The organism is Kitasatospora sp. NPDC058444, assembly GCF_042721415.1.
Classification (GTDB): domain Bacteria; phylum Actinomycetota; class Actinomycetes; order Streptomycetales; family Streptomycetaceae; genus Kitasatospora.
On the sequence record NZ_JBHXLL010000025.1, the window covers coordinates 18,152 to 35,801 of the forward strand.

The following is a 17,650-nucleotide window of genomic DNA, read 5'->3' on the forward strand; positions in this document are numbered from 1 at the left end:
TTTCACATGGCCGCCATCACTACCGGCCGGTACGGCTTCGCACTGCTCGGCGTCGTCCAGGCGGTGCTGATCTTCACGATCACGATCCTGACCGTGCCGCTGCCGCTGGTGGCGCGGGAGTTCGGGCTCGGCCCGTCCGGGGTGCTGCTGCTCAGCGCCGCCTACGGGCTCTCCTTCAGCTCCCTGCTGCTGCTCGGCGGAAGACTGGCGGACCGTCACGGCGGACGCCCGGTGCTCCGCGCCGGACTGGCGCTGCTCGCCGCCGCCTCGATCGCCTGCGCCCTGGCGCCCGGCTACCCCGTCCTGCTGGCGAGCCGCTTCGTCCAGGGCGTCGGCGCCGCCCTCACCGCCCCGGCGGCGGTCGCGGTGGTCCGGGCGCTGCACCCCGGGCCGGCCGCCTACCGCCGGGCGATGGCCACCTGGGGCGGCCTGTCGGTGCTCGGCGCGACCGTCGGCAGCGTGCTCTCGGGCGCGGTCGCCGCCGCGGTCTCCTGGCGCTGGCTGTTCGCGGTGCCCGTGCTGGTCGCCCTGGCCGGCCTCCTGCGCTCCGCGGCGCTGCCCGCCGCCGTCCCGGCCGGCCCCCGCCCGGCGCTGGACCTGCGCGGCGCAGCCCTCGCCACCGCCGGTGTCTGCGCGGCGAGTCACGCCCTGGTGGCCTCCACCGAAAACGGCTGGCGCAGCCCCGGGACGTACGGCCCACTGATCGCCGGGGCCGTGCTGCTGCTCGCCTTCGTCGTCGCCGAACGCCGCACCGCCGACCCGCTGCTGCCGCCCGGCTTCCTCGCCGACCGGCGCCGGACCACCGCGCTCGCCGCCGTCATGGCCACCGCCGCCGGCACCGCGCTCACCTTCGTCCTGCTCTCGCTCCACCTCCAGCAGCAGCGCGGCTGGAGCGCCGCGGCCACCTCCGCCGCGTTCCTGCCGTACGCGGCCGTCCTGCTGCTCTCCGGTCGGCTGGCCGGGCCGCTGAGCGTCCGCTACGGCCCGGTCGCGGTCACCGCCGGCGGCCTCGCCGTGGCGGCCGCCGGACTCGGACTGCTGGCCGGGCTGACCCCCGACGGCGGCTACGCCCTCGGACTGCTGCCCGGACTGCTCCTGCTGCCCGCCGGCGCCGCCGCGGCCTTCGCCGGTGCGGCCGTGCTCGCCACCGGCGGGGTGCCGCCCGAGCGCACCGGGCTGGCCGCGGGAGTGTTCAACACGGCCATGGAACTCGGCCCCACCGCCGGCCTGGCCGCCCTGATGGCGCTCGCCGCCACCCGCCCGACCGTCGTCGGCGGCTACGCCGCGGCCTTCGCGGCGGCCGCCGCCGGGCTGGCGCTCACCGCCGTCGCGGTCGCCGCCCTGCCCCGGACCACCAGCCCCACCGCATCCGAACACACCGACCGCATCAAGGAGTTCACCTCATGACCACGCGTTTCGCCGACAAGTCCGTCCTGGTCACCGGCGGCGGCAGCGGCATCGGCCGGGCCATCGCGCTCGCCTTCGCCCGCGAGGGCGCCCGGGTCGCCGTCGTCGGCCGCACCGCCGGCCCGCTCGCCGGGACGGTCGAGCTGATCGAACGGGCCGGCGGCAAGGCGGTCGCGCTCACCGGCGACGTGACCAGCGCCCAGGACGCCGCCCGGCTGGTCCGGGAGGCCGTCGAGCGGTTCGGCGGCCTGGACGTCGCCGTCAACAACGCCGGAGTGTTCGGCGCCGCAGGCCCGGTCGCCGACATCGACGAGGCCGAGTGGCAGCGGGTGATCGGTGTCAACGTCACCGGCACCCTGCTCGCCATGCAGGCGCAGATCGCCCACATGCGGGCCCACGGCGGCGGCGCGATCGTCAACGTCTCGTCCAACCTCGGCGCCCACAAGCGGCTCGCGGGCGTCGGCGCCTACGCCGCCAGCAAGGCCGCGGTCACCGTGCTGACCCGGGCCGCCGCCCTCGACCACATCGCCGAGGGCGTGCGGATCAACACCGTCAGCCCGGGCGCGGTGGACACCCCGATGTCCTCCCGGCCGGGCGAGGACGCCGACACCAAGGCCGAGCGGATGAAGGCCGAGGTCCCGGTCGGCCGGGTCGGCGCGACCGAGGAGGTGGCCGCCGCGGTGCTGTACCTGGCCTCGGAGGAGGCGGGCTACACCGTCGGCAGCGACCTCGTCCTGGACGGCGGCTCCTCGGCCTGACCGCCGCCTCCGGCCGAGCCCGGCGAGCGTCGGCTACTCGCCCATCCAGTCCCCGGGCACCGCCTCGTAGAGCGCCTCCAGCGCCTGCGGGGTGCGTGCCCGGGCCACCATCCAGGCCCCCTCGGCCACCCCGACCAGCACCTCCGGCCCCTGGTACCAGCGGAGGTTGCGCCCGAGCGCGGGCAACTCCCGCAGGCCGTCCGGCAGGTCCTCGTCCAGGTGGAGGAAGTCGGTCAGCTCGTGGTCCTCCAGCAGCTTCTCCGTCATCGCCATCGCCGCGGCCGCCGTCGAGAAGCGCTCCTCCCAGGGCTCCCACCGCTCCTGCGACTTGTCCGCCAGGTCGAGCCGGCCCACCGTCGGCGGGTCCTCCCGGCCGAGGTCGTCCAGCAGGACGCCCCAGTGCGCGCAGGCCTGGTTCTCCGCCCGGTACACCAGGGCGCCGTCCAGCACGTGGAGCTCGTCCGGCGTCAGCAGCACGTCCTGGCTGCTGGTCAGATCCGCCCGGCGGCCGAACAGCCGGTAGGCCTCGCGCAGCGCCACCGGCAGCCGCAGGCCGAGCCGCCGCTCGGCCGCGTCCAGCTCCGCGTCCGTGAAGCCGTCGCCCGGCCCCAGCGGCTCGCCCCAGTAGGCGGCGAAGCCCCTGACGAGCGCCCAGGCACCCGCGCGGGAGCGCACACTTTCGGCCATTGCCGCCGGGATGTCGAATTCCGTTTCGTCCACCCGCGCACCGTACGCCACCCCTCCGACAGCGCGGGTGAACCGCTCGACTGCCCGTACGCCGCCCGGCCGCAGCCCGTTCGTAGCCCCTCCGCCGCCCGTCCGGGCGCGACCGGCCGGATCTGACGCGAACGCGTAATCCCGGCGACACCCGCTGATCACCACGGGGTTTCCACGCCGTCGTTCGGGCAAGACACGGTTTCGGCCGGAACCGACATCACGAAAGGCGGACGCGCGACAGATGCCGACCGCACCGCACACCGGGCCCCTCCCGGGCCGCCGCTCCCCACACCGGGGAGGGCGCTGGGGCGAACACGGGCTCGCCTGGGCCTTCCTGCTGCCCTCCCTGGTGGTCTTCGTCCTCTTCATCGGCTACCCGCTGGGACGGACGATCTACCTGAGCGGGCACGCCAACGACCTCTTCGGCGCGCCCTCCCGCTACGTGGGGACGAAGCACTACACCGACCTCTTCGCCTCGGCCGACTTCGGCCGGACCCTGACCACCACGGCGCTGTTCACGCTGCTCACCGTGGTGCCCGGGGTGCTCGGCGCGCTGGTGCTGGTGCTGCTGCTGGAGAACCGGATCCGCGGCGTGCGACTGCTGCGCTCGGCGTTCGCACTGCCCTTCGCGTTCTCGGTGGCCAGCGCCTCGGTGGTGTTCGCGGTGTTCTTCAACCCCGCCAGCGGCGTGCTCAACGGCCTGCTCTCGCACCTCGGCCTCGGACCGGTCGGCTGGCTGACCGACTCCCGCTACGCCCTGCTCTCGGTGGCCGTCACCACGGTGTGGATGAACCTCGGCTACAACGTGCTGGTGCTTTCCGCGGGCATCGGCTCGATCCCGGGGGAGGTCGTCGAGGCGGCCCGCATCGACGGCGCCTCCGGCCTGCGGCTGGCCCGCTCGATCACCATCCCGATGCTCGGCCCAAACCTGTTCTTCCTGACCGTGGTCTCCACCGTCCACGCACTGCAGAGCTTCGGCCAGATCCACATCCTCACCAAGGGCGGGCCGGACGGCTCCACCCGGACCCTCGTCTACTCCGTCTACGAGAAGGCCTTCGCCTACGGCTCCAGCGACTTCGGCACCGCGAGCGCCCAGGCCGTGGTGCTGCTCGTGGTCGTCCTCGCCTGCACGGCCGTCCAGTTCGGCGTCCTGGAGCGGAAGGTGCACTACGCATGACCACCCTGACCACCGAGCCCCGGACGCGGGCCGAGGCGCCCCGCCCGCGCGCCCGGACCCTCGCCGGACGCTCCCCGCGCGACCTGCTCGGCCGCGCCGCCGTCTACCTGCTGCTCGCCGTCGCCGTCGTCACCGTGGCCTTCCCGGTCTACTACGCGATCGCCGGCGCCTTCATGGGCCCGTCCGAACTCTCCTCCTACCCGCCGGCCCTGGTGCCGCACTCGGTCACCGGACGGAACTTCTCCGGCGCCGTGGACGCCATCCCGCTGGCCCGCCAGTACGCCAACTCGGCGATCGTGGCGACGGTCATCACCCTCGCCCAGCTGTTCACCTCGGTCCTCGCCGCGTACGCGTTCGTGTTCCTGCCGATGAAGGCGCGGGCCGTGGTGTTCGGGGTGTTCCTGGCCACGCTGATGGTCCCGTGGGAGGCCATCATCATCCCCAACTACCTGACGCTGTCCGGCTGGGGGCTCGGCAACACCTACTTCGGCCTGGTGCTGCCCTTCCTGGCCTCCGGCTTCGGCACCTTCATGCTGCGCCAGGCCTTCCGCCAGCTGCCCGGCGAACTGCGCGACGCGGCCCGGATCGACGGGGCCGGCCACTGGCGCTTCCTGTGGCGGATCGTCGTCCCGCTCAACAAGCCGGCCCTCGCGGCGCTGTCGATCTACGTCTTCCTGTCGGCCTGGAACCAGTACTTCTGGCCGCTGATCATCACCCGTACGGCGAACATGCAGACCCTCCAGATCGGTCTGACCTCGCTGCGCGACGCCGAGATGGCCGACCCCGGGCTGATCCTGGCCGGTGTCGTGCTCTCCCTGCTGCCCACCCTCGCCCTGGTGGTCTTCGGCCAGCGCTTCATTGTCCGCGGCCTCACCGCGGGCGCCGTCCGCTGACCCGTGTCCCGTTCACCTGTCACGGTCCGGTGCCTCGGCCCCGTGTCCCGTTCACGTCGTCCCGTTCACGTCCCGCTTTCCCGGATAGAGAGAGAACCCTCGTGAAGAAGAGTGCGCGCGCGCTCGCGGCCCTGCTGGTGGCCGGCCTGTCCCTGACCGCCTGTAGCTCCAGCGGCTCCGGTTCCGGCTCCGGCGGCTCCTCCGACGCCGGCGCGCCCGGCGCCCAGGCGCTCGACCAGGCCTCCGGCGTCACCACCGTGGAGTTCTGGCACTCGATGACCGGCAAGAACGCCGAGGTGCTGAACGGGCTTGTCGGCCAGTTCAACGCCGCCCACCAGGGCAAGATCGAGGTCAAGGCGCAGTTCCAGGGCAAGTACGACGAACTGGTCACCAAGTACAAGGCCGCGGTGCAGCAGAAGGGCACCCCCGCCCTGGCGCAGGTCTACGACATCGGCACCCGGTTCATGATCGACTCCAGGCAGACCGTCCCGGCTCAGGCCTTCGCCGACAAGGACGGCTACTCGCTGGACGACCTGGACGCCAACATCCGCAACTACTACTCGGTCGGCGGCAAGCTCCAGTCGATGCCGTTCAACTCCTCGATGCCGCTGCTCTACCTGAACACCGACGCCTTCAAGGAGGCCGGCCTCGACCCGGCGCAGGCCCCCAAGGACCTGGCCGAGCTGGGCGAGCTGGCCAAGAAGCTGACCAAGAAGGACGCCGACGGCAAGACCGTCCGGTACGGCTTCGGCGCCGCCATCTACGGCTGGTTCGTCGAGCAGCTGCTCGCCGAGTCCGGCACCATGTACTGCGACAACGACAACGGCCGCGGCAACAAGGCGGGCAAGGTCGTCTTCGACTCCGCCCAGGGCGCCCAGATCGTCCAGTGGTGGGCCGACCTGGTCAAGGGCGGCTACGCGGCCAACACCGGCCGCACCACCGACGACGCCCAGGCCGCGTTCAAGGCCGGTACGGTCGCGATGCACCTGGAGTCCACCGGCGTGCTGCGCGGCTACACCGAGGCCGCGAAGTTCGGCGTCGGCACCGCGGCCTTCCCGAAGGTCACCGCCGCCGACCAGGGCGGCCCGGTGATCGGCGGCGCCTCGCTGTGGATCAGCGGTCCCGGCCACTCGGACGCCGAGAAGCGCGCCGCCTGGGAGTTCGAGAAGTTCGTCTCCGCCCCCGAGCAGCAGGCCGTCTGGCACACCGGCACCGGCTACTTCCCGGTCAACACCAAGTCCCTGGATGACCCCAAGGACAAGGAGTGGGTGGCCAAGTACCCGCAGTTCCAGACCGCGATCGACCAGCTGAAGGCCACCAAGCCGACCCCGGCCACGGCCGGCTGCCTGCTCGGCGTGATGCCGCAGGCCCGCAAGGGCGTGGAGACCGCGATCGAGCAGACCATCGCGGGCACCAAGCCGGCCCAGCAGGCCCTGGCCGACGCGGCGAAGGAGCTCCAGCCGGCGATCGAGAGCTACAACAGCTCGGTCGGCTGAACCCGCCGCGGCCGAAGCGCCCGGACGGCCCCGGCCGAACGCCCGCACCACCGCGGCCGAAAGCCTGATCGGCCCGGACCCGACGTCTGAACCGCCGCGGCCCGACGCCGCCACGACGACGGCCCGCCCTGCGCCCCGCGCAGGGCGGGCCGCTGCCGTTCGGTGCGCCGCCGTCCGTGGCGCCGCCACGTCGGGTCCGCCGCGGAGAAGAGGAGGATGCCGGCCAGGATCACGCACGGCCCCGCTCGCCGGCCGCGCGGTCGCGCGAGGGGCGTCAGGCGGAGAGCGCCTCGCCGTCCTCCGGGAGCGCGCACGCGGCCGCCAGTTCGTCCATGGACAGGTCGAGCGCGAAGGCCAGCGCCGCGATGGTGAAGAAGGACGGCGTGGGTGCCCGGCCCGTCTCGATCTTCCGCAGCGTCTCCGCCGAGACGCCGGCCGCCGCCGCCACCTCGACCATGCTGCGTTCGCCGCGCGCCTCGCGCAGCAGCGCCCCGAAGCGCTCGCCGCGCTCGCGCTCCCACGGGGTCAGCGGAGTCCTCACCATGCCGACGAGTCTACGGCCCCCTCGCCGCCCGGCGTCCACAGCCCGCGAGCGTGATACAAATACCGGTATAAGAATTGGATCCAGGGAGAGATGCACCATGGTCGAACTCAAGTCGGACACCGCGCTGGCCGCGATGCGCGAGGCCGGACGGGTGGTCGCGCAGGCACTGGCGGCCGTCCGGGAACAGGCGGTGGTCGGTGTGAGCCTGCTGGAGCTGGACGAGGTCGCGCGGGGCGTGCTCAAGGCGGCCGGGGCCTCCTCGCCGTTCCTCGGCTACCGCCCGGCCTTCGCGCCCGTCCCGTTCCCGGCCGTCATCTGCGCCTCCGTGAACGACGCCGTCGTGCACGGCATCCCGGACGGCTACCGGCTGCGCGACGGCGACCTGGTGAGCATCGACTGCGGCGCCGTCCTGGACGGCTGGGCCGGGGACTCGGCGGTCAGCTTCACCGTCGGCACCGCCCGCCCCGAGGACACCGCCCTGATCGAGACCACCCGGCGCGCCCTGGAGGCGGGCATCGCCGCCGCCGTCGTCGGCAACCGGACCGGGGACATCGCCCACGCCATCGGCACCGTCGCCCGCGCCGGCCGGTACGGCCTGCTGGACGGCTACGGCGGGCACGGCATCGGCCGCCGGATGCACGAGGACCCGCACGTGGCCAACGAGGGCCGCCCGGGCCGGGGTTACCCGCTGCGCCCCGGTCTGGTGCTGGCGATCGAGCCGATGCTGCTGGCCGGCGGCCGCGACGACCACCGCACCGACCCGGACGGCTGGACCCTGCGCACCGTCGACGGCAGCCGGGCCGCCCACGTCGAACACAGCGTCGCCATCACCGAGGACGGCCCGCGCATCCTCACCCTGCTCTGAGTCGAACCGCCCTGAGCCGAACTGCCCTGAGCCGAACTGCCCTGAGCCGAACCGCCCTGAGCCGAACCGCCCTGAGCCGAACTGCCCTGAACCGATACGCCGGACGGCCGGGCGGGGGCGAAGCTAAGCTCGCATCCATGATCAAAGCAGTGATGTTCGACTTCTCCGGCACCCTCTTCAAGGTCGTCTCCACCGCCGAGTGGCTGGCGGCCCACGCCGCCGCCGCCGGCCTCGTCCTGCCCGCCCGGGAGGAGGCCGAACTGGTGGCCCGGCTGGAGGAGTTCGGCGCCCTGCCCGGCGGCGTACCGCCGCGCAGCATCCCGTCGGAGGTCCAGCAGGCCTGGGACACCCGGGACTTGACCCCCGAGCTGCACCGCGCCGCCTACACCGCGCTCACCCGCGCCGCCGAGCCGCCCGCCGCCCTGGACGTGGACGCCCTCTACGAGTCCCACTGGGCGCCCGCGAACTGGCGCCCGTACCCGGACGCCGTCCCCGTGCTGCGCGAGCTGCGCCGCCGGGGCGTGCCGGTCGCGGTGGTGAGCAACGTCGGCTGGGACCTGCGTCCGATCTTCCGCGCGCACGGCCTGGACGAGCTGGTCGACGTCTACGTGCTGTCCTGCGAGGTCGGCGCCCAGAAGCCCGACCCGGCGATCTTTGAGACCGCCTGCGAGCGGCTCGGCCTCGCCCCGGCCGACGTCCTGATGGTCGGCGACGACCTCACCTGCGACGGCGGCGCGACCGCGCTCGGCTGCGGCTTCCACCCCGTCGAGTACCTGCCCGTCGACCAGCGCCCGGACGCCCTCACGCGGCTGCTGGCCACCCTGCCCGGGTGAGCCGGCCGGCCGGACCGGCCGGGGTGACGCAGGTCGCGGGGTGACGCAGGACACGAGGTGGTGCGCCCGCGGCCGGAGTACCGTGCGGGGGCATGAGTGACCAGGATTTCACCACACGCATCACCGTCCGCGGGTACGAGACCGACTCCCAGGGCCACCTGAACCAGGCGGTCTACCTCCAGTACGCCGAGCACGCCCGCTGGGAGTACCTGCGGGCGGCCGGCATCCGCCAGACGGACCTGGTGGCCAAGGGGGTCGGCCCGGTGGTCCTGGAGACCACGGTCAAGTACCTGCGGGAGCTGCGCGCGGGCGACTCGGTGGAGGTCGGCTGCTCGTTCACCTGGCGGGACGGCAAGACCTTCCAGGTGGTGCAGCGCCTGGTCCGCGAGGACGGCGTGCTGGCCGCCGAGATCACCGGCGTCGGCGGCATCCTCGACCTGGCGGAGCGCAGGCTGGTCGCCGACCCGCGCGAGCCGCTGCGCGAGCTGGCCGACGACCCGGGCCTGCTCGGCCTCTGAGCGAACCGGCCCCGCTCCACCACCCCCGCCCTCCACGGCTGGAGACCGCGACCGGCGGCGGTCTCCACCCCACCCGGGGGTTTTCCCCACCCCGGATCGGCCCGCTGTCCGGATGGGGCCCAAGTGCCCTGCCGCAGCAGACTCTTGGGCATGACGAAGCCCACCCGCACCATCACCGCCGCGGCCACCGCGGCCGCCGCCCTCGCCGTCACCGCGCTGAGCGCCCTGCCCGCCGGTGCGGCCGACTCCGCGCCGTCCGGGAGAGGCGGCTTGAGCTGGACGGCCTGTGCGGACGCTCCGGACGACAGCCCCCAGCGCTGCGCCGAGGTCAGCGTCCCGCTGGACTACGCCGACCCGAACGGCCCCCGCATCACCCTCACCGTCTCCCGGATCACGGCCGCCGACCCCGGCCTGCGCCGCGGCGTCCTGCTGGCCGTCCCCGGCGGACCGGGCGGCTCCAGCCTCGACCTCGTCAAGGGCATGGCCGGACGCCTGCCGCAGTCCGTCCGGGACCGCTACGACGTGGTCGGCTTCGACCCGCGCGGCGTCGGCCGCTCCACCCCGGTCAGCTGCGGGCTCGACCCCGCCGACCTGTCGATGGTCAAGCTGCGCCCCTGGCCGGCCGCCGACGGCTCGATCGACGGGAACCTGGCCACCGCCCGCCGCGTCGCCGAGACCTGCGCCCGCAACGGCGGCCCGGTGCTGCGCAGCATCTCCACCGCCAACGAGGCCCGCGACATCGACAGCATCCGCCGCGCCCTCGGCGAGCGCCGCCTCTCCGCCTGGGGCGTCTCCTACGGCACCTACGCGGGCGCCGTCTACGCCAGCATGTTACCCGAGCGGACCGACCGGATCGTGCTGGACAGCAACGACGACCCGGACCCGTCGCGGGTCGGGCGCGGCTGGCTGGCGGCCTACGGCCAGGGCATCGAGGACCGCTTCCCGGACTTCGCCAGGTGGGCGTCCGCGCCGGACAACCCGAACCGGGTCGCGGACACCCCCGAGGAGGTCCGGCCGCTCTTCCTCGACCTCGCCGCCCGTCTCGACCGGGCCCCGATCCCGTGGGAGGGTGCCAACCCGGCGGAGCTGAACGGCAACGTGCTGCGCGAGACCCTGCTGGAGAGCATGTACGCGGACAGCAGGTTCCCGGTGCTCGCACGGCTGATGCTGGCCGGTCTGGGCCGGGCCGAGCTGCCGGCGGCGCCGGTGCTGAACGAGCAGGCCGCGCAGGCCGTGCAGAACAACGCCGCGGTCTCGGTCGGCACCCTCTGCAACGACGTCCGCTGGCCCGCCGACCCGGCCGGTTACGCCAAGGCCGTCACCGCGGACCGCGCCGCCCGTCCGCTCACCGCCGGCCTGCCGGTGAACGTGATGCCGTGCGCCTTCTGGCCGTTCGCGCCCGCCGAGCCGCCGGTGAAGGTCACCGACCGGGGCCCGGCCAACGTGCTGCTCACCCAGAACCTGCGCGACCCCGCGACGCCGTACGCCGGTGCGCTCAAGCTGCGGGCGGCCTTCGGGGACCGGGCGCGGATGGTGACGGTGGACTCGGGCGGCCACGACGTCTACCGGGCCAACGGGAACGCCTGCGGCGACCGGGTGGTGACGGACTACCTGGTGACCGGCCACCGCCCGGCCCGGGACGTCTTCTGCCCGGCCGGCTGAGCGGCCGAGCCGACGCGAGCGGTGCGGCCCGAGCACCGGGGAGGTGTGCGCGCGGGGGCAACGGGCCGTAGACGAACGGCCCTTGTCCCCGCGCGCACGCCCGTTCGACCCTCGGGAATGAGTCGAATCCGTCGCGATTTTGTGACAATCCTTCACCGGCACCGGCCTCCCACGGCCTGGTGACGGCCGTAATGTTCGATCTATGTCACCGAAGAGCCGCATACCCGCCGCCTCGGACCCGGGCGACACCTGGGTGCCGCGCCCGAGGCGCCGCGAGACCCCGATCGGCATCCTGGGCCACGCGGCCACCTTCCTCGGCGCCAGCGTCCTGGGCGGCGTCCTGCTGGCGGGCCTGATCCTCCCGGCGGCCGGGGCGGTCGGACTCGGGGCGAAGAACGGCGCCGAGGGCTTCGAGAGCATCCCCGACGACTTCAAGACCCCGCCGCTGAGCCAGGCGACGCAGATCTTCGACGCCAACGGCGGCCTGATCGCCAAGGTGTACGAGCGCGACCGGACCGTCATACCCGCCGACCAGATGTCCCCGCTGATCCGTACGGCGCAGGTCGACATCGAGGACGCCCGCTTCTACGAGCACGGCGCCGTCGACCTCAAGGGCATCCTGCGCGCGATCACCAAGAACGCGGAGAGCGGAGCCGCCGTCCAGGGCGCCTCCACCCTGACCCAGCAGTACGTGAAGAACGTCAACGTGGAGAAGGCCGGGGACGACCTGGAGGCGGTGCGCGAGGCCCAGCGCAAGACCCTCGGCCGCAAGATCCAGGAACTCCGGTACGCCATCAAGCTGGAGGAGGACCTGACCAAGGACCAGATCCTCACCAACTACCTCAACATCACCTTCTACGGCCACCAGGCGTACGGCATCCAGGCCGCCTCCCAGCGCTACTTCAGCAAGGACGCCAAGGACCTCACCCTGCCCGAGGCGGCGATGCTCGCCGGGCTGGTGCAGAACCCGTCCCAGTACGACCCGAAGCTGCACCCGGTGGCCGCCCAGAAGCGCCGCGACACCGTCATCGACAAGATGGTGGAGAGCAAGCACATCACCGCGGACCAGGCCCGGGAGGCGAAGGCCGCCCCGCTCGGCCTCGCCTACAAGGACCCGCGCAACGGTTGCATCACCGCCCAGGCCGGGATGGGCTTCTTCTGCGACTACGTCCGCCACGTGGTCAAGCAGGACCCGGCGTTCGGCAAGAGCGCGGCCGAGCGCAAGAAGCTGTGGGACACCGGCGGCCTGAACATCTACACCACGCTGGACCCGGACAAGCAGGCCGCCGCCCAGAACGCAGTCTCCACCAAGGTGTACGTCACCGACCCGGTCTCGGCCGCGATGACGATGGTCGAGCCCGGCAGCGGCAAGATCCTGGCGATGGCGCAGACCCGTCCGTACGGCCTGGCCAAGGAGAAGAACGAGACCGTCGTCAACTACAACGTGGACGCGGCGATGGGCGGCGGCATCGGCTTCCAGCCCGGCTCCAACTTCAAGCCGATCGTGGCCGCGGCCGCCCTGGAGGCCGGTCTGCCGTCCACCCAGCGGTACGACTCGCCCAACCGGATGGACTGGCCGACCATGCGGACCTGCGACGGCACCTGGAAGAACCTCAGCAAGGGGAAGAAGGAGGGGACCATCCCCAACGAGAGCGCCTCCGAGGTCGGCCCGTACGAGCTCAAGCAGGCCATGGCGCTCTCGGTGAACACCTACTTCGTGCAGATGGAGCAGGAGATCGGCCTCTGCGCGGTCAAGCAGATGGCCAACAAGCTGGGCATGGGGGGCAAGGCGGACGGCTCGGCGCTGCAGGAGGTGCCCGCGCTCGGCCTCGGCACCCAGGAGGTCAGCCCGCTGACCATGGCCAACGTGTACGCGACCTTCGCCGCCCGGGGCACCTACTGCGCGCCGATGGCGATCAACCGGATCACCACGGTGGCCGGCGCGGACGTCCCGGTGCCCGCGGCGCGGTGCGACCAGGCGATGTCCGAGGACACCGCCGACGTGATCAACAGCGTGCTGCTCGGGGTGACCGAGAAGGGCGGCACCGCGCGGGACCTCGGCCTGGACGACCGCCGCCAGATCGCCGGCAAGACCGGGACGACGGACGAGAAGAAGTCCGCCTGGTTCACCGGCTACACCGGCAACCTGGCGGGCTCGGTCTGGCTGGGCAGCCCCGGCACCAAGGTGCCGATGCGCAACATCCGGATCGGCGGCAAGTACCAGGCCGAGGTCTTCGGCGCCACCGGCCCCGGCCCGATCTGGCAGCAGGCGATGAGCGACGCGGTGCGGAACATGCCGGAGAAGGACTTCACCACCGTCTACATCCCGGACCCGGTGCGGCGGGACACCAACTGCACCACCCCCGGGGGCTCGCCGGGCCCGGTCACCTGCACCGGTGCCCCCGCCACCGGCGGCCCGGGGACCGGCGGCAGGCCGCGCGGCGTCAACCCGGCCCCGGGCCGCACCGGGCCCTCCGCCCCGCCCGGCGCCACCGACCCCGAGGGCCAGTGACTGCCCGAGGAGCGGTGACCGCCTGAGGACCGGTGAACCGCCCGGCCCCGGACGAGGACGGCCGCTCGTGCGGGGCCGCGGCGCGCCGGCCGAGGAGGGGGACGGCGGGACCGGGGCGGGTCAGCGGCCGGCCAGGAGCGCCGGGGCCGGGCGCACCGCGCCGACCGGTTCGCCGTGTCCGAGGACGGGGACGGTGGCCAGCTCGGCGAGGTTGTCGTCGGTGTCCACCGGGACGCCGAGCCGCCGCAGTGCGGCGGCCAGGACCACGGGACGGGCCCGGGTGGAGCCGTCCGCGATCTTGAGCGCGACGGCGGAGCCGTCGGGGAGCGCCAAGGCGTAGACCCCTTCCGCGCCGTCCTTGGCGACCGAGCCGGGAAGCGCGCGCATCAGGCGGGTCACGTCCCGACCGGTGCCGCCGACGAATTCGGCGTGCTCGTTCATCGCCCGGGCGACCCGCCGTTCCAGGGATCCGGCGGCGCCCGTCGCCAGGGCGGCGAAGGCCCGGGCCAGGCCGCGGTAGCCGACGGCGAACAGCGGTGCTCCGCAGCCGTCCACGCCGGTCGCGGCGACCTTCTCGCCGGCCAGGTCCTCGACGGTCTCGCGCAGGGCCCGCTGCAGGGGGTGGCGGGGGTCGAGGTAGGTGTCGGTGTCCCAGCCGTTGGCGACACAGGTGGCGAGCATCGCGGCGTGCTTGCCCGAGCAGTTCATCGTCAGCGCGGTGGGACCGCCGCCGGCCGCCAGGTGGTACCGCAGCGCGGCGTCCCCGATGGGCAGCGCGGCCGTGCAGCGCAGTGCGCCGGTGTCGAGGCCGGCACCGGCGAGGATCGCGCGTACGCCGTCGAGGTGGAAGGCCTCGCCGGAGTGGCTGGCGCAGGCCAGGGCCAGCAGTTCGCCGTCCAGGCCGAGTCCGGCCCGCAGCATGCCGAGGGCCTGGAGCGGCTTGTTGGACGAGCGCGGGTACATCGGGCGGTCGGTCCCGCCGACGCTCAGCACGGTCCGCCCGTCCGGCCCGGTCGCCAGGACCGTCCCGTGGTGCACCGACTCCAGGAAGTCGCCTCGCCACACCTCCGCCACCATCGCGTGCACAGCGCATTCCCCTCTCCTCGGCCCACGGCCGAATCTCCTCGTCCCCACGGCCCGAAGGACGACCAAAAGTGTCAACAGTCATCACTGTAACCCCACCCGCGCCGGTGCCCCGGCCGGGTGCTGACATACTCGGGTCAGGCCCTGTCCGCCGTCGTCCGCCGACACCCCGGCGTCGCGGCCGCCACCCCGGGCACACCCCCTCACCTGGCCGGACGACGGAACGGCCGCTCCCGAACGGACGGACACCACCCATGTCAGAGACCCTCCGGCGCGGCCTCGCCGGCCAGCTCGTCGGCACGCTCCGCGAGCGCATCCTCACCGGCGAGATCCCGTCCGGAACCCGGATCAACGAGGTGGAGGTGGCCCGGGAGCTGGGCATCAGCCGAGGGCCCCTGCGCGAGGCCATCCGGCAGCTCGTCAGCGAGGGCCTGCTGGTGCACGTGCCCAACAAGGGCGCCGTCGTCTTCGAAGCCGGCGTGGCGGAGGTCGAGGCGCTCTTCGAGCTGCGGTCCGCGCTGGAGACCGCCGCCGCGCGCCTGGCCGCCGGGCGGCGCGACCGCAAGGACGTCACGGCGCTGCGCCGGGCGTGCGAACAGTCGAGGAAGCTCATGACCGGGGGCCGCCGGTTCGCCCACCGCAGCAGCCTCGACTTCCACCGCGCACTGCTCGACGCGGCCCGCAGTCCCCGGATCGCCGAACAGGTGGAGCGCGTGCACCAGCAGATCACCGTGCTCCGCAGCCTGCACAACGTACCGGCCTCGCACACCGAGGCCTCGATGGCCGACCACGAGCAGCTCGCGGAGGCCGTCGCCGAGGGCCTGGCCGACCGCGCCGCCGAGGTGATGGCCCGTCACCTCGACCGGGTGCGGGCACAGATGATCGCGCACATGGCAGAGCAGTGACGCCGGGGCTGTGGACGCCGGAGCGGTGACACCGGGGCAGTGACACCAGGGCAGTGAGACCAGCGCGGTGAAAGCGGGGCGGTGAACCGGGGCGTCCGGTGGCGATGAGCCCCGGCCGGGACGCCCTACCGTGCCAGGACCGGCTCGCCGCTGTCCTGGTCGAGGTTGAACACCTGCCGGTAGGAGTCGGTGACCACGGTGATCTGCGAGCGACCGGTCCAGCTCGCCTCCACCAGCCGGGCGTCACCCTGGTCCCGGCCGATGTCGGCCAGCGACCAGCGCCGGGCCGACCAGCCATCGCCGCTCTCCAGCAACACCTGCCAGTGCTCCCCGGACTCCGGCCCGGTGGCGTACGAGCGGTGCACCACCACCAGGGCGCTCTCGGCCCCGGCCGGGGCGTCCTCCCGGCTGCGGGTCTCGGCCGCCGACACCTTGTGCACGGCCACCACGCCGAGCAGGAACACCACCCCGGCGGTCACCGTGACGGCCCGGGTGGCCGTCCGCACCGCGGCGCGCAGGTCGCCCAGCCAGGCGGCCGCGATCAGCGCCGCCAGTGCGCCGCCGAGCAGCAGCTCCGGCCGGTTGAACAGGTCGGCCACCAGCATCCGTCCGCCCGAGCGGCTCTCCCACTGCCCCTCGGTGTAGAGCAGGACGGCGGCCAGCCCGCCGGCCGCCAGCAGCCGGACCAGGACGCGCCTGCCCCGGGACGTCCGTCGGTTCATCGTCCTCCGGTCCATCGTTCCCCCGCCCCCGTCGTCGCGGTCACAGCTCGGCGAGCAGCTTCCGGCCCTCCGGCCAGTCGCCCAGTCCGGAGTCGGAGTTGAGGTGCCCGTACGCGCCCGGTTCGACGTACCGGGCGCCCCAGGCGGCGGCGAACGCGCGGGCCCGCTCGGGGGAGACCCACGGGTCGTCGGTCGAGGAGACCACCACGGCCGGGAACGGGAAGGGCGCCAGCGCCACCGGGCGGAAGTTCACCAGCTCCGGGACCTCGGCGGTGTCGACGTCCGCCGGGGCCACCAGCAGCGCGCCCCGGACGGCGGCGGTCCGCTCGGCGGAGGCGGTCGCCGCCCAGTGGGCCGCCGTGACGCAGCCCAGGCTGTGGGCGACCAGCACCACCGGGCCCTCGGCGGCGGCAGCGGCCACCGCCGCGTCCACCCGGGCCACCCAGTCCGTCCGCTCCGGGTGGTCCCAGTCCGCCTGCTCGACCCGGTGGAAGGATTCCGGCTCGGCCGCCTCCCAGCGGGTCTGCCAGTGCTCGGGGCCGGAATTCTGGTAGCCGGGGAGGACGAGGTAGGTGGTGCGGTCGGTCATGGGCTCCTCCGTGAGAAGGGCGGTCGTGGGCAGCAGGAGTCTAGGACGCGGGCCGCCGGCCCCCGCAGCCGGGCTTCCGACCGGCGTGCGCTCCCTCGCAGCCGGGCGTCTGCCCGGCGTGCACCCCCTCGCAACCGGCGCGCGCGCGTCCACGTGCGCCGTTGTGCGCCCGGTGCGCCCCGTTGCCAACGGTGACCTTGGTACGGGAGGTTGGACCGGGCCCGGGCCGGCCGCCTCGGCCCGGTGCCCCTACCCGACCTGAGGCTCGACCACATGGAGGGATGTCGGCGATGACATCGAAGATCCTGCTCGTCACCGGGGACGCCGCCGAGTCACTGGAGGTGTTCTACCCGTACCAGCGGCTGCGTGAGGAGGGCTACCAGGTCGACATCGCGGCCCCGACGAAGAAGCGCCTCCAGTTCGTGGTGCACGACTTCGTCGAGGGGTTCGACACCTACACCGAGAAGCCCGGCTACACCTGGCCCGCCGATGTGGCCCTCGCCGACGTCGACCCGGCCGACTACGTGGCCCTGGTCATCCCGGGCGGCCGCGCCCCCGAGTACCTGCGCAACGACCCCGACGTGCAGCGGATCGCGCAGCACTTCTTCGCCGAGGACAAGCCCGTCGCCCAGATCTGCCACGGCCCGCTGATCACCGCCGCCGCCGGCGTGCTGGACGGCCGCCGCACCGCCGCCTACCCGGCGCTGGCCCCGGACGTCAAGGCGGCGGGTGCCGAGTTCGTGGACGGCGAGGCCGTGGTGGACGGCACGGTCGTCTCGGCCCGCGCCTGGCCCGACCACCCGGGGTGGCTGCGCGCTTTCGTCGAGGTCCTGCGCACCAAGGCGCCACTGGGCTGACCGGCACACCGGCCGCCGCCGGAGCCGTACCCGGAGCCGTCTCGGGGTACGGCTCCGGGATCCGTAGGGGTCCACCGCCCGCCCGGAAGGGGACGACCGCGCGGGCGGTGTC

17 protein-coding genes are annotated in these 17,650 nt (G+C 73.7%); 12 read left to right on the forward strand and 5 right to left on the reverse strand.

Going from position 1 to position 17,650, the window contains the following annotated elements; genetic code table 11:
• Positions 1–6 precede the first annotated feature (6 nt).
• Positions 7–1,407 (forward strand): MFS transporter, encoded by a 1,401-nt coding sequence (locus ACFWP2_RS24480; RefSeq protein WP_380454903.1) that lies wholly within the window; start codon positions 7–9, stop codon positions 1,405–1,407.
• Positions 1,404–2,165 carry an SDR family NAD(P)-dependent oxidoreductase gene (locus ACFWP2_RS24485; protein ID WP_380454905.1) on the forward strand — a complete coding sequence of 254 codons (762 nt, stop codon included), beginning with the start codon at positions 1,404–1,406 and terminating at the stop codon, positions 2,163–2,165. The genes ACFWP2_RS24480 and ACFWP2_RS24485 overlap by 4 nt, the downstream gene beginning before the upstream one ends.
• A gap of 33 nt (positions 2,166–2,198) precedes the next feature.
• Here ACFWP2_RS24485 and ACFWP2_RS24490 read toward each other — a convergent pair whose 3' ends face one another.
• Complete coding sequence (locus tag ACFWP2_RS24490; protein ID WP_380454907.1) at positions 2,199–2,885, reverse strand: SMI1/KNR4 family protein; 687 nt, start codon at positions 2,883–2,885, stop codon at positions 2,199–2,201.
• A 238-nt stretch (positions 2,886–3,123) separates the two neighbouring features.
• Here ACFWP2_RS24490 and ACFWP2_RS24495 point away from each other — a divergent pair, with 238 nt between their 5' ends.
• From ACFWP2_RS24495 to ACFWP2_RS24505, 3 genes are all read left to right on the forward strand, one after another.
• The gene (locus tag ACFWP2_RS24495; RefSeq protein ID WP_380454909.1) at positions 3,124–4,059 is read left to right on the forward strand and encodes a carbohydrate ABC transporter permease; all 936 of its coding nucleotides are present in this window, start codon (positions 3,124–3,126) and stop codon (positions 4,057–4,059) included.
• The gene (locus ACFWP2_RS24500) at positions 4,056–4,952 is read left to right on the forward strand and encodes a carbohydrate ABC transporter permease (protein ID WP_380454911.1); all 897 of its coding nucleotides are present in this window, start codon (positions 4,056–4,058) and stop codon (positions 4,950–4,952) included. The genes ACFWP2_RS24495 and ACFWP2_RS24500 overlap by 4 nt, the downstream gene beginning before the upstream one ends.
• Positions 4,953–5,053: 101 nt before the next feature.
• Positions 5,054–6,448 carry an ABC transporter substrate-binding protein gene (locus ACFWP2_RS24505; protein WP_380454913.1) on the forward strand — a complete coding sequence of 465 codons (1,395 nt, stop codon included), beginning with the start codon at positions 5,054–5,056 and terminating at the stop codon, positions 6,446–6,448.
• Positions 6,449–6,722: 274 nt separating this feature from the next.
• Here the strand turns inward: ACFWP2_RS24505 and ACFWP2_RS24510 are convergent, their stop codons facing one another.
• On the reverse strand, positions 6,723–6,992 hold the full coding sequence (locus ACFWP2_RS24510; RefSeq protein ID WP_360344739.1) for a helix-turn-helix transcriptional regulator: 270 nt from the start codon (positions 6,990–6,992) through the stop codon (positions 6,723–6,725).
• 97 nt (positions 6,993–7,089) lie between these two features.
• On the opposite strand from ACFWP2_RS24510, the gene map reads away from it, so the two are divergent.
• From map to ACFWP2_RS24535, 5 genes are all read left to right on the forward strand, one after another.
• Positions 7,090–7,857: a type I methionyl aminopeptidase gene (gene map, locus ACFWP2_RS24515; protein ID WP_380454916.1), complete on the forward strand. Its 768-nt coding sequence runs from the start codon at positions 7,090–7,092 to the stop codon at positions 7,855–7,857.
• Between the two features lie 137 nt (positions 7,858–7,994).
• On the forward strand, positions 7,995–8,690 hold the full coding sequence (locus ACFWP2_RS24520) for an HAD family hydrolase (RefSeq protein ID WP_380454918.1): 696 nt from the start codon (positions 7,995–7,997) through the stop codon (positions 8,688–8,690).
• A gap of 92 nt (positions 8,691–8,782) precedes the next feature.
• Complete coding sequence (locus tag ACFWP2_RS24525) at positions 8,783–9,208, forward strand: acyl-CoA thioesterase (protein WP_380454920.1); 426 nt, start codon at positions 8,783–8,785, stop codon at positions 9,206–9,208.
• A 150-nt stretch (positions 9,209–9,358) separates the two neighbouring features.
• Positions 9,359–10,870 (forward strand): alpha/beta hydrolase, encoded by a 1,512-nt coding sequence (locus ACFWP2_RS24530; RefSeq protein WP_380454922.1) that lies wholly within the window; start codon positions 9,359–9,361, stop codon positions 10,868–10,870.
• Between the two features lie 202 nt (positions 10,871–11,072).
• Positions 11,073–13,382, forward strand: coding sequence for a transglycosylase domain-containing protein (locus ACFWP2_RS24535; RefSeq protein WP_380454924.1), 2,310 nt, complete (start codon positions 11,073–11,075; stop codon positions 13,380–13,382).
• A 120-nt stretch (positions 13,383–13,502) separates the two neighbouring features.
• Here the strand turns inward: ACFWP2_RS24535 and ACFWP2_RS24540 are convergent, their stop codons facing one another.
• The gene (locus tag ACFWP2_RS24540; RefSeq protein WP_380455118.1) at positions 13,503–14,459 is read right to left on the reverse strand and encodes an asparaginase; all 957 of its coding nucleotides are present in this window, start codon (positions 14,457–14,459) and stop codon (positions 13,503–13,505) included.
• 260 nt (positions 14,460–14,719) lie between these two features.
• Between ACFWP2_RS24540 and ACFWP2_RS24545 the strand changes: the two genes are divergently transcribed.
• Entirely contained in the window at positions 14,720–15,370 is a 651-nt protein-coding gene (locus ACFWP2_RS24545; RefSeq protein WP_380454926.1) for a GntR family transcriptional regulator, read from the forward strand.
• Between the two features lie 125 nt (positions 15,371–15,495).
• On the opposite strand, the gene ACFWP2_RS24550 is transcribed toward ACFWP2_RS24545, so the two are convergent.
• Both ACFWP2_RS24550 and ACFWP2_RS24555 read right to left on the reverse strand, forming a co-directional pair.
• Entirely contained in the window at positions 15,496–16,092 is a 597-nt protein-coding gene (locus ACFWP2_RS24550; RefSeq protein WP_380454928.1) for a hypothetical protein, read from the reverse strand.
• A gap of 40 nt (positions 16,093–16,132) precedes the next feature.
• A complete protein-coding gene (locus ACFWP2_RS24555) occupies positions 16,133–16,681 on the reverse strand; it encodes an RBBP9/YdeN family alpha/beta hydrolase (protein WP_380454930.1) in 549 nt (182 codons plus the stop codon).
• A gap of 290 nt (positions 16,682–16,971) precedes the next feature.
• On the opposite strand from ACFWP2_RS24555, the gene ACFWP2_RS24560 reads away from it, so the two are divergent.
• The gene (locus ACFWP2_RS24560; RefSeq protein WP_380454932.1) at positions 16,972–17,538 is read left to right on the forward strand and encodes a DJ-1/PfpI family protein; all 567 of its coding nucleotides are present in this window, start codon (positions 16,972–16,974) and stop codon (positions 17,536–17,538) included.
• Positions 17,539–17,650 lie beyond the last annotated feature (112 nt).

Excerpts from the sequence above, each read along its gene's own strand:
- ACFWP2_RS24480 (WP_380454903.1), top strand. The coding sequence starts at position 7 with ATGGCCGCCATCACTACCGGCCGGTACGGCTTCGCACTGCTCGGCGTC.
- ACFWP2_RS24485 (WP_380454905.1), top strand. The coding sequence starts at position 1,404 with ATGACCACGCGTTTCGCCGACAAGTCCGTCCTGGTCACCGGCGGCGGC.
- ACFWP2_RS24495 (WP_380454909.1), top strand. The coding sequence starts at position 3,124 with ATGCCGACCGCACCGCACACCGGGCCCCTCCCGGGCCGCCGCTCCCCA.
- ACFWP2_RS24500 (WP_380454911.1), top strand. The coding sequence starts at position 4,056 with ATGACCACCCTGACCACCGAGCCCCGGACGCGGGCCGAGGCGCCCCGC.
- ACFWP2_RS24510 (WP_360344739.1), bottom strand. The coding sequence starts at position 6,992 with ATGGTGAGGACTCCGCTGACCCCGTGGGAGCGCGAGCGCGGCGAGCGC.
- map (WP_380454916.1), top strand. The coding sequence starts at position 7,090 with ATGGTCGAACTCAAGTCGGACACCGCGCTGGCCGCGATGCGCGAGGCC.
- ACFWP2_RS24520 (WP_380454918.1), top strand. The coding sequence starts at position 7,995 with ATGATCAAAGCAGTGATGTTCGACTTCTCCGGCACCCTCTTCAAGGTC.
- ACFWP2_RS24525 (WP_380454920.1), top strand. The coding sequence starts at position 8,783 with ATGAGTGACCAGGATTTCACCACACGCATCACCGTCCGCGGGTACGAG.
- ACFWP2_RS24530 (WP_380454922.1), top strand. The coding sequence starts at position 9,359 with ATGACGAAGCCCACCCGCACCATCACCGCCGCGGCCACCGCGGCCGCC.
- ACFWP2_RS24535 (WP_380454924.1), top strand. The coding sequence starts at position 11,073 with ATGTCACCGAAGAGCCGCATACCCGCCGCCTCGGACCCGGGCGACACC.
- ACFWP2_RS24540 (WP_380455118.1), bottom strand. The coding sequence starts at position 14,459 with ATGGTGGCGGAGGTGTGGCGAGGCGACTTCCTGGAGTCGGTGCACCAC.
- ACFWP2_RS24545 (WP_380454926.1), top strand. The coding sequence starts at position 14,720 with ATGTCAGAGACCCTCCGGCGCGGCCTCGCCGGCCAGCTCGTCGGCACG.
- ACFWP2_RS24550 (WP_380454928.1), bottom strand. The coding sequence starts at position 16,092 with ATGAACCGACGGACGTCCCGGGGCAGGCGCGTCCTGGTCCGGCTGCTG.
- ACFWP2_RS24555 (WP_380454930.1), bottom strand. The coding sequence starts at position 16,681 with ATGACCGACCGCACCACCTACCTCGTCCTCCCCGGCTACCAGAATTCC.
- ACFWP2_RS24560 (WP_380454932.1), top strand. The coding sequence starts at position 16,972 with ATGACATCGAAGATCCTGCTCGTCACCGGGGACGCCGCCGAGTCACTG.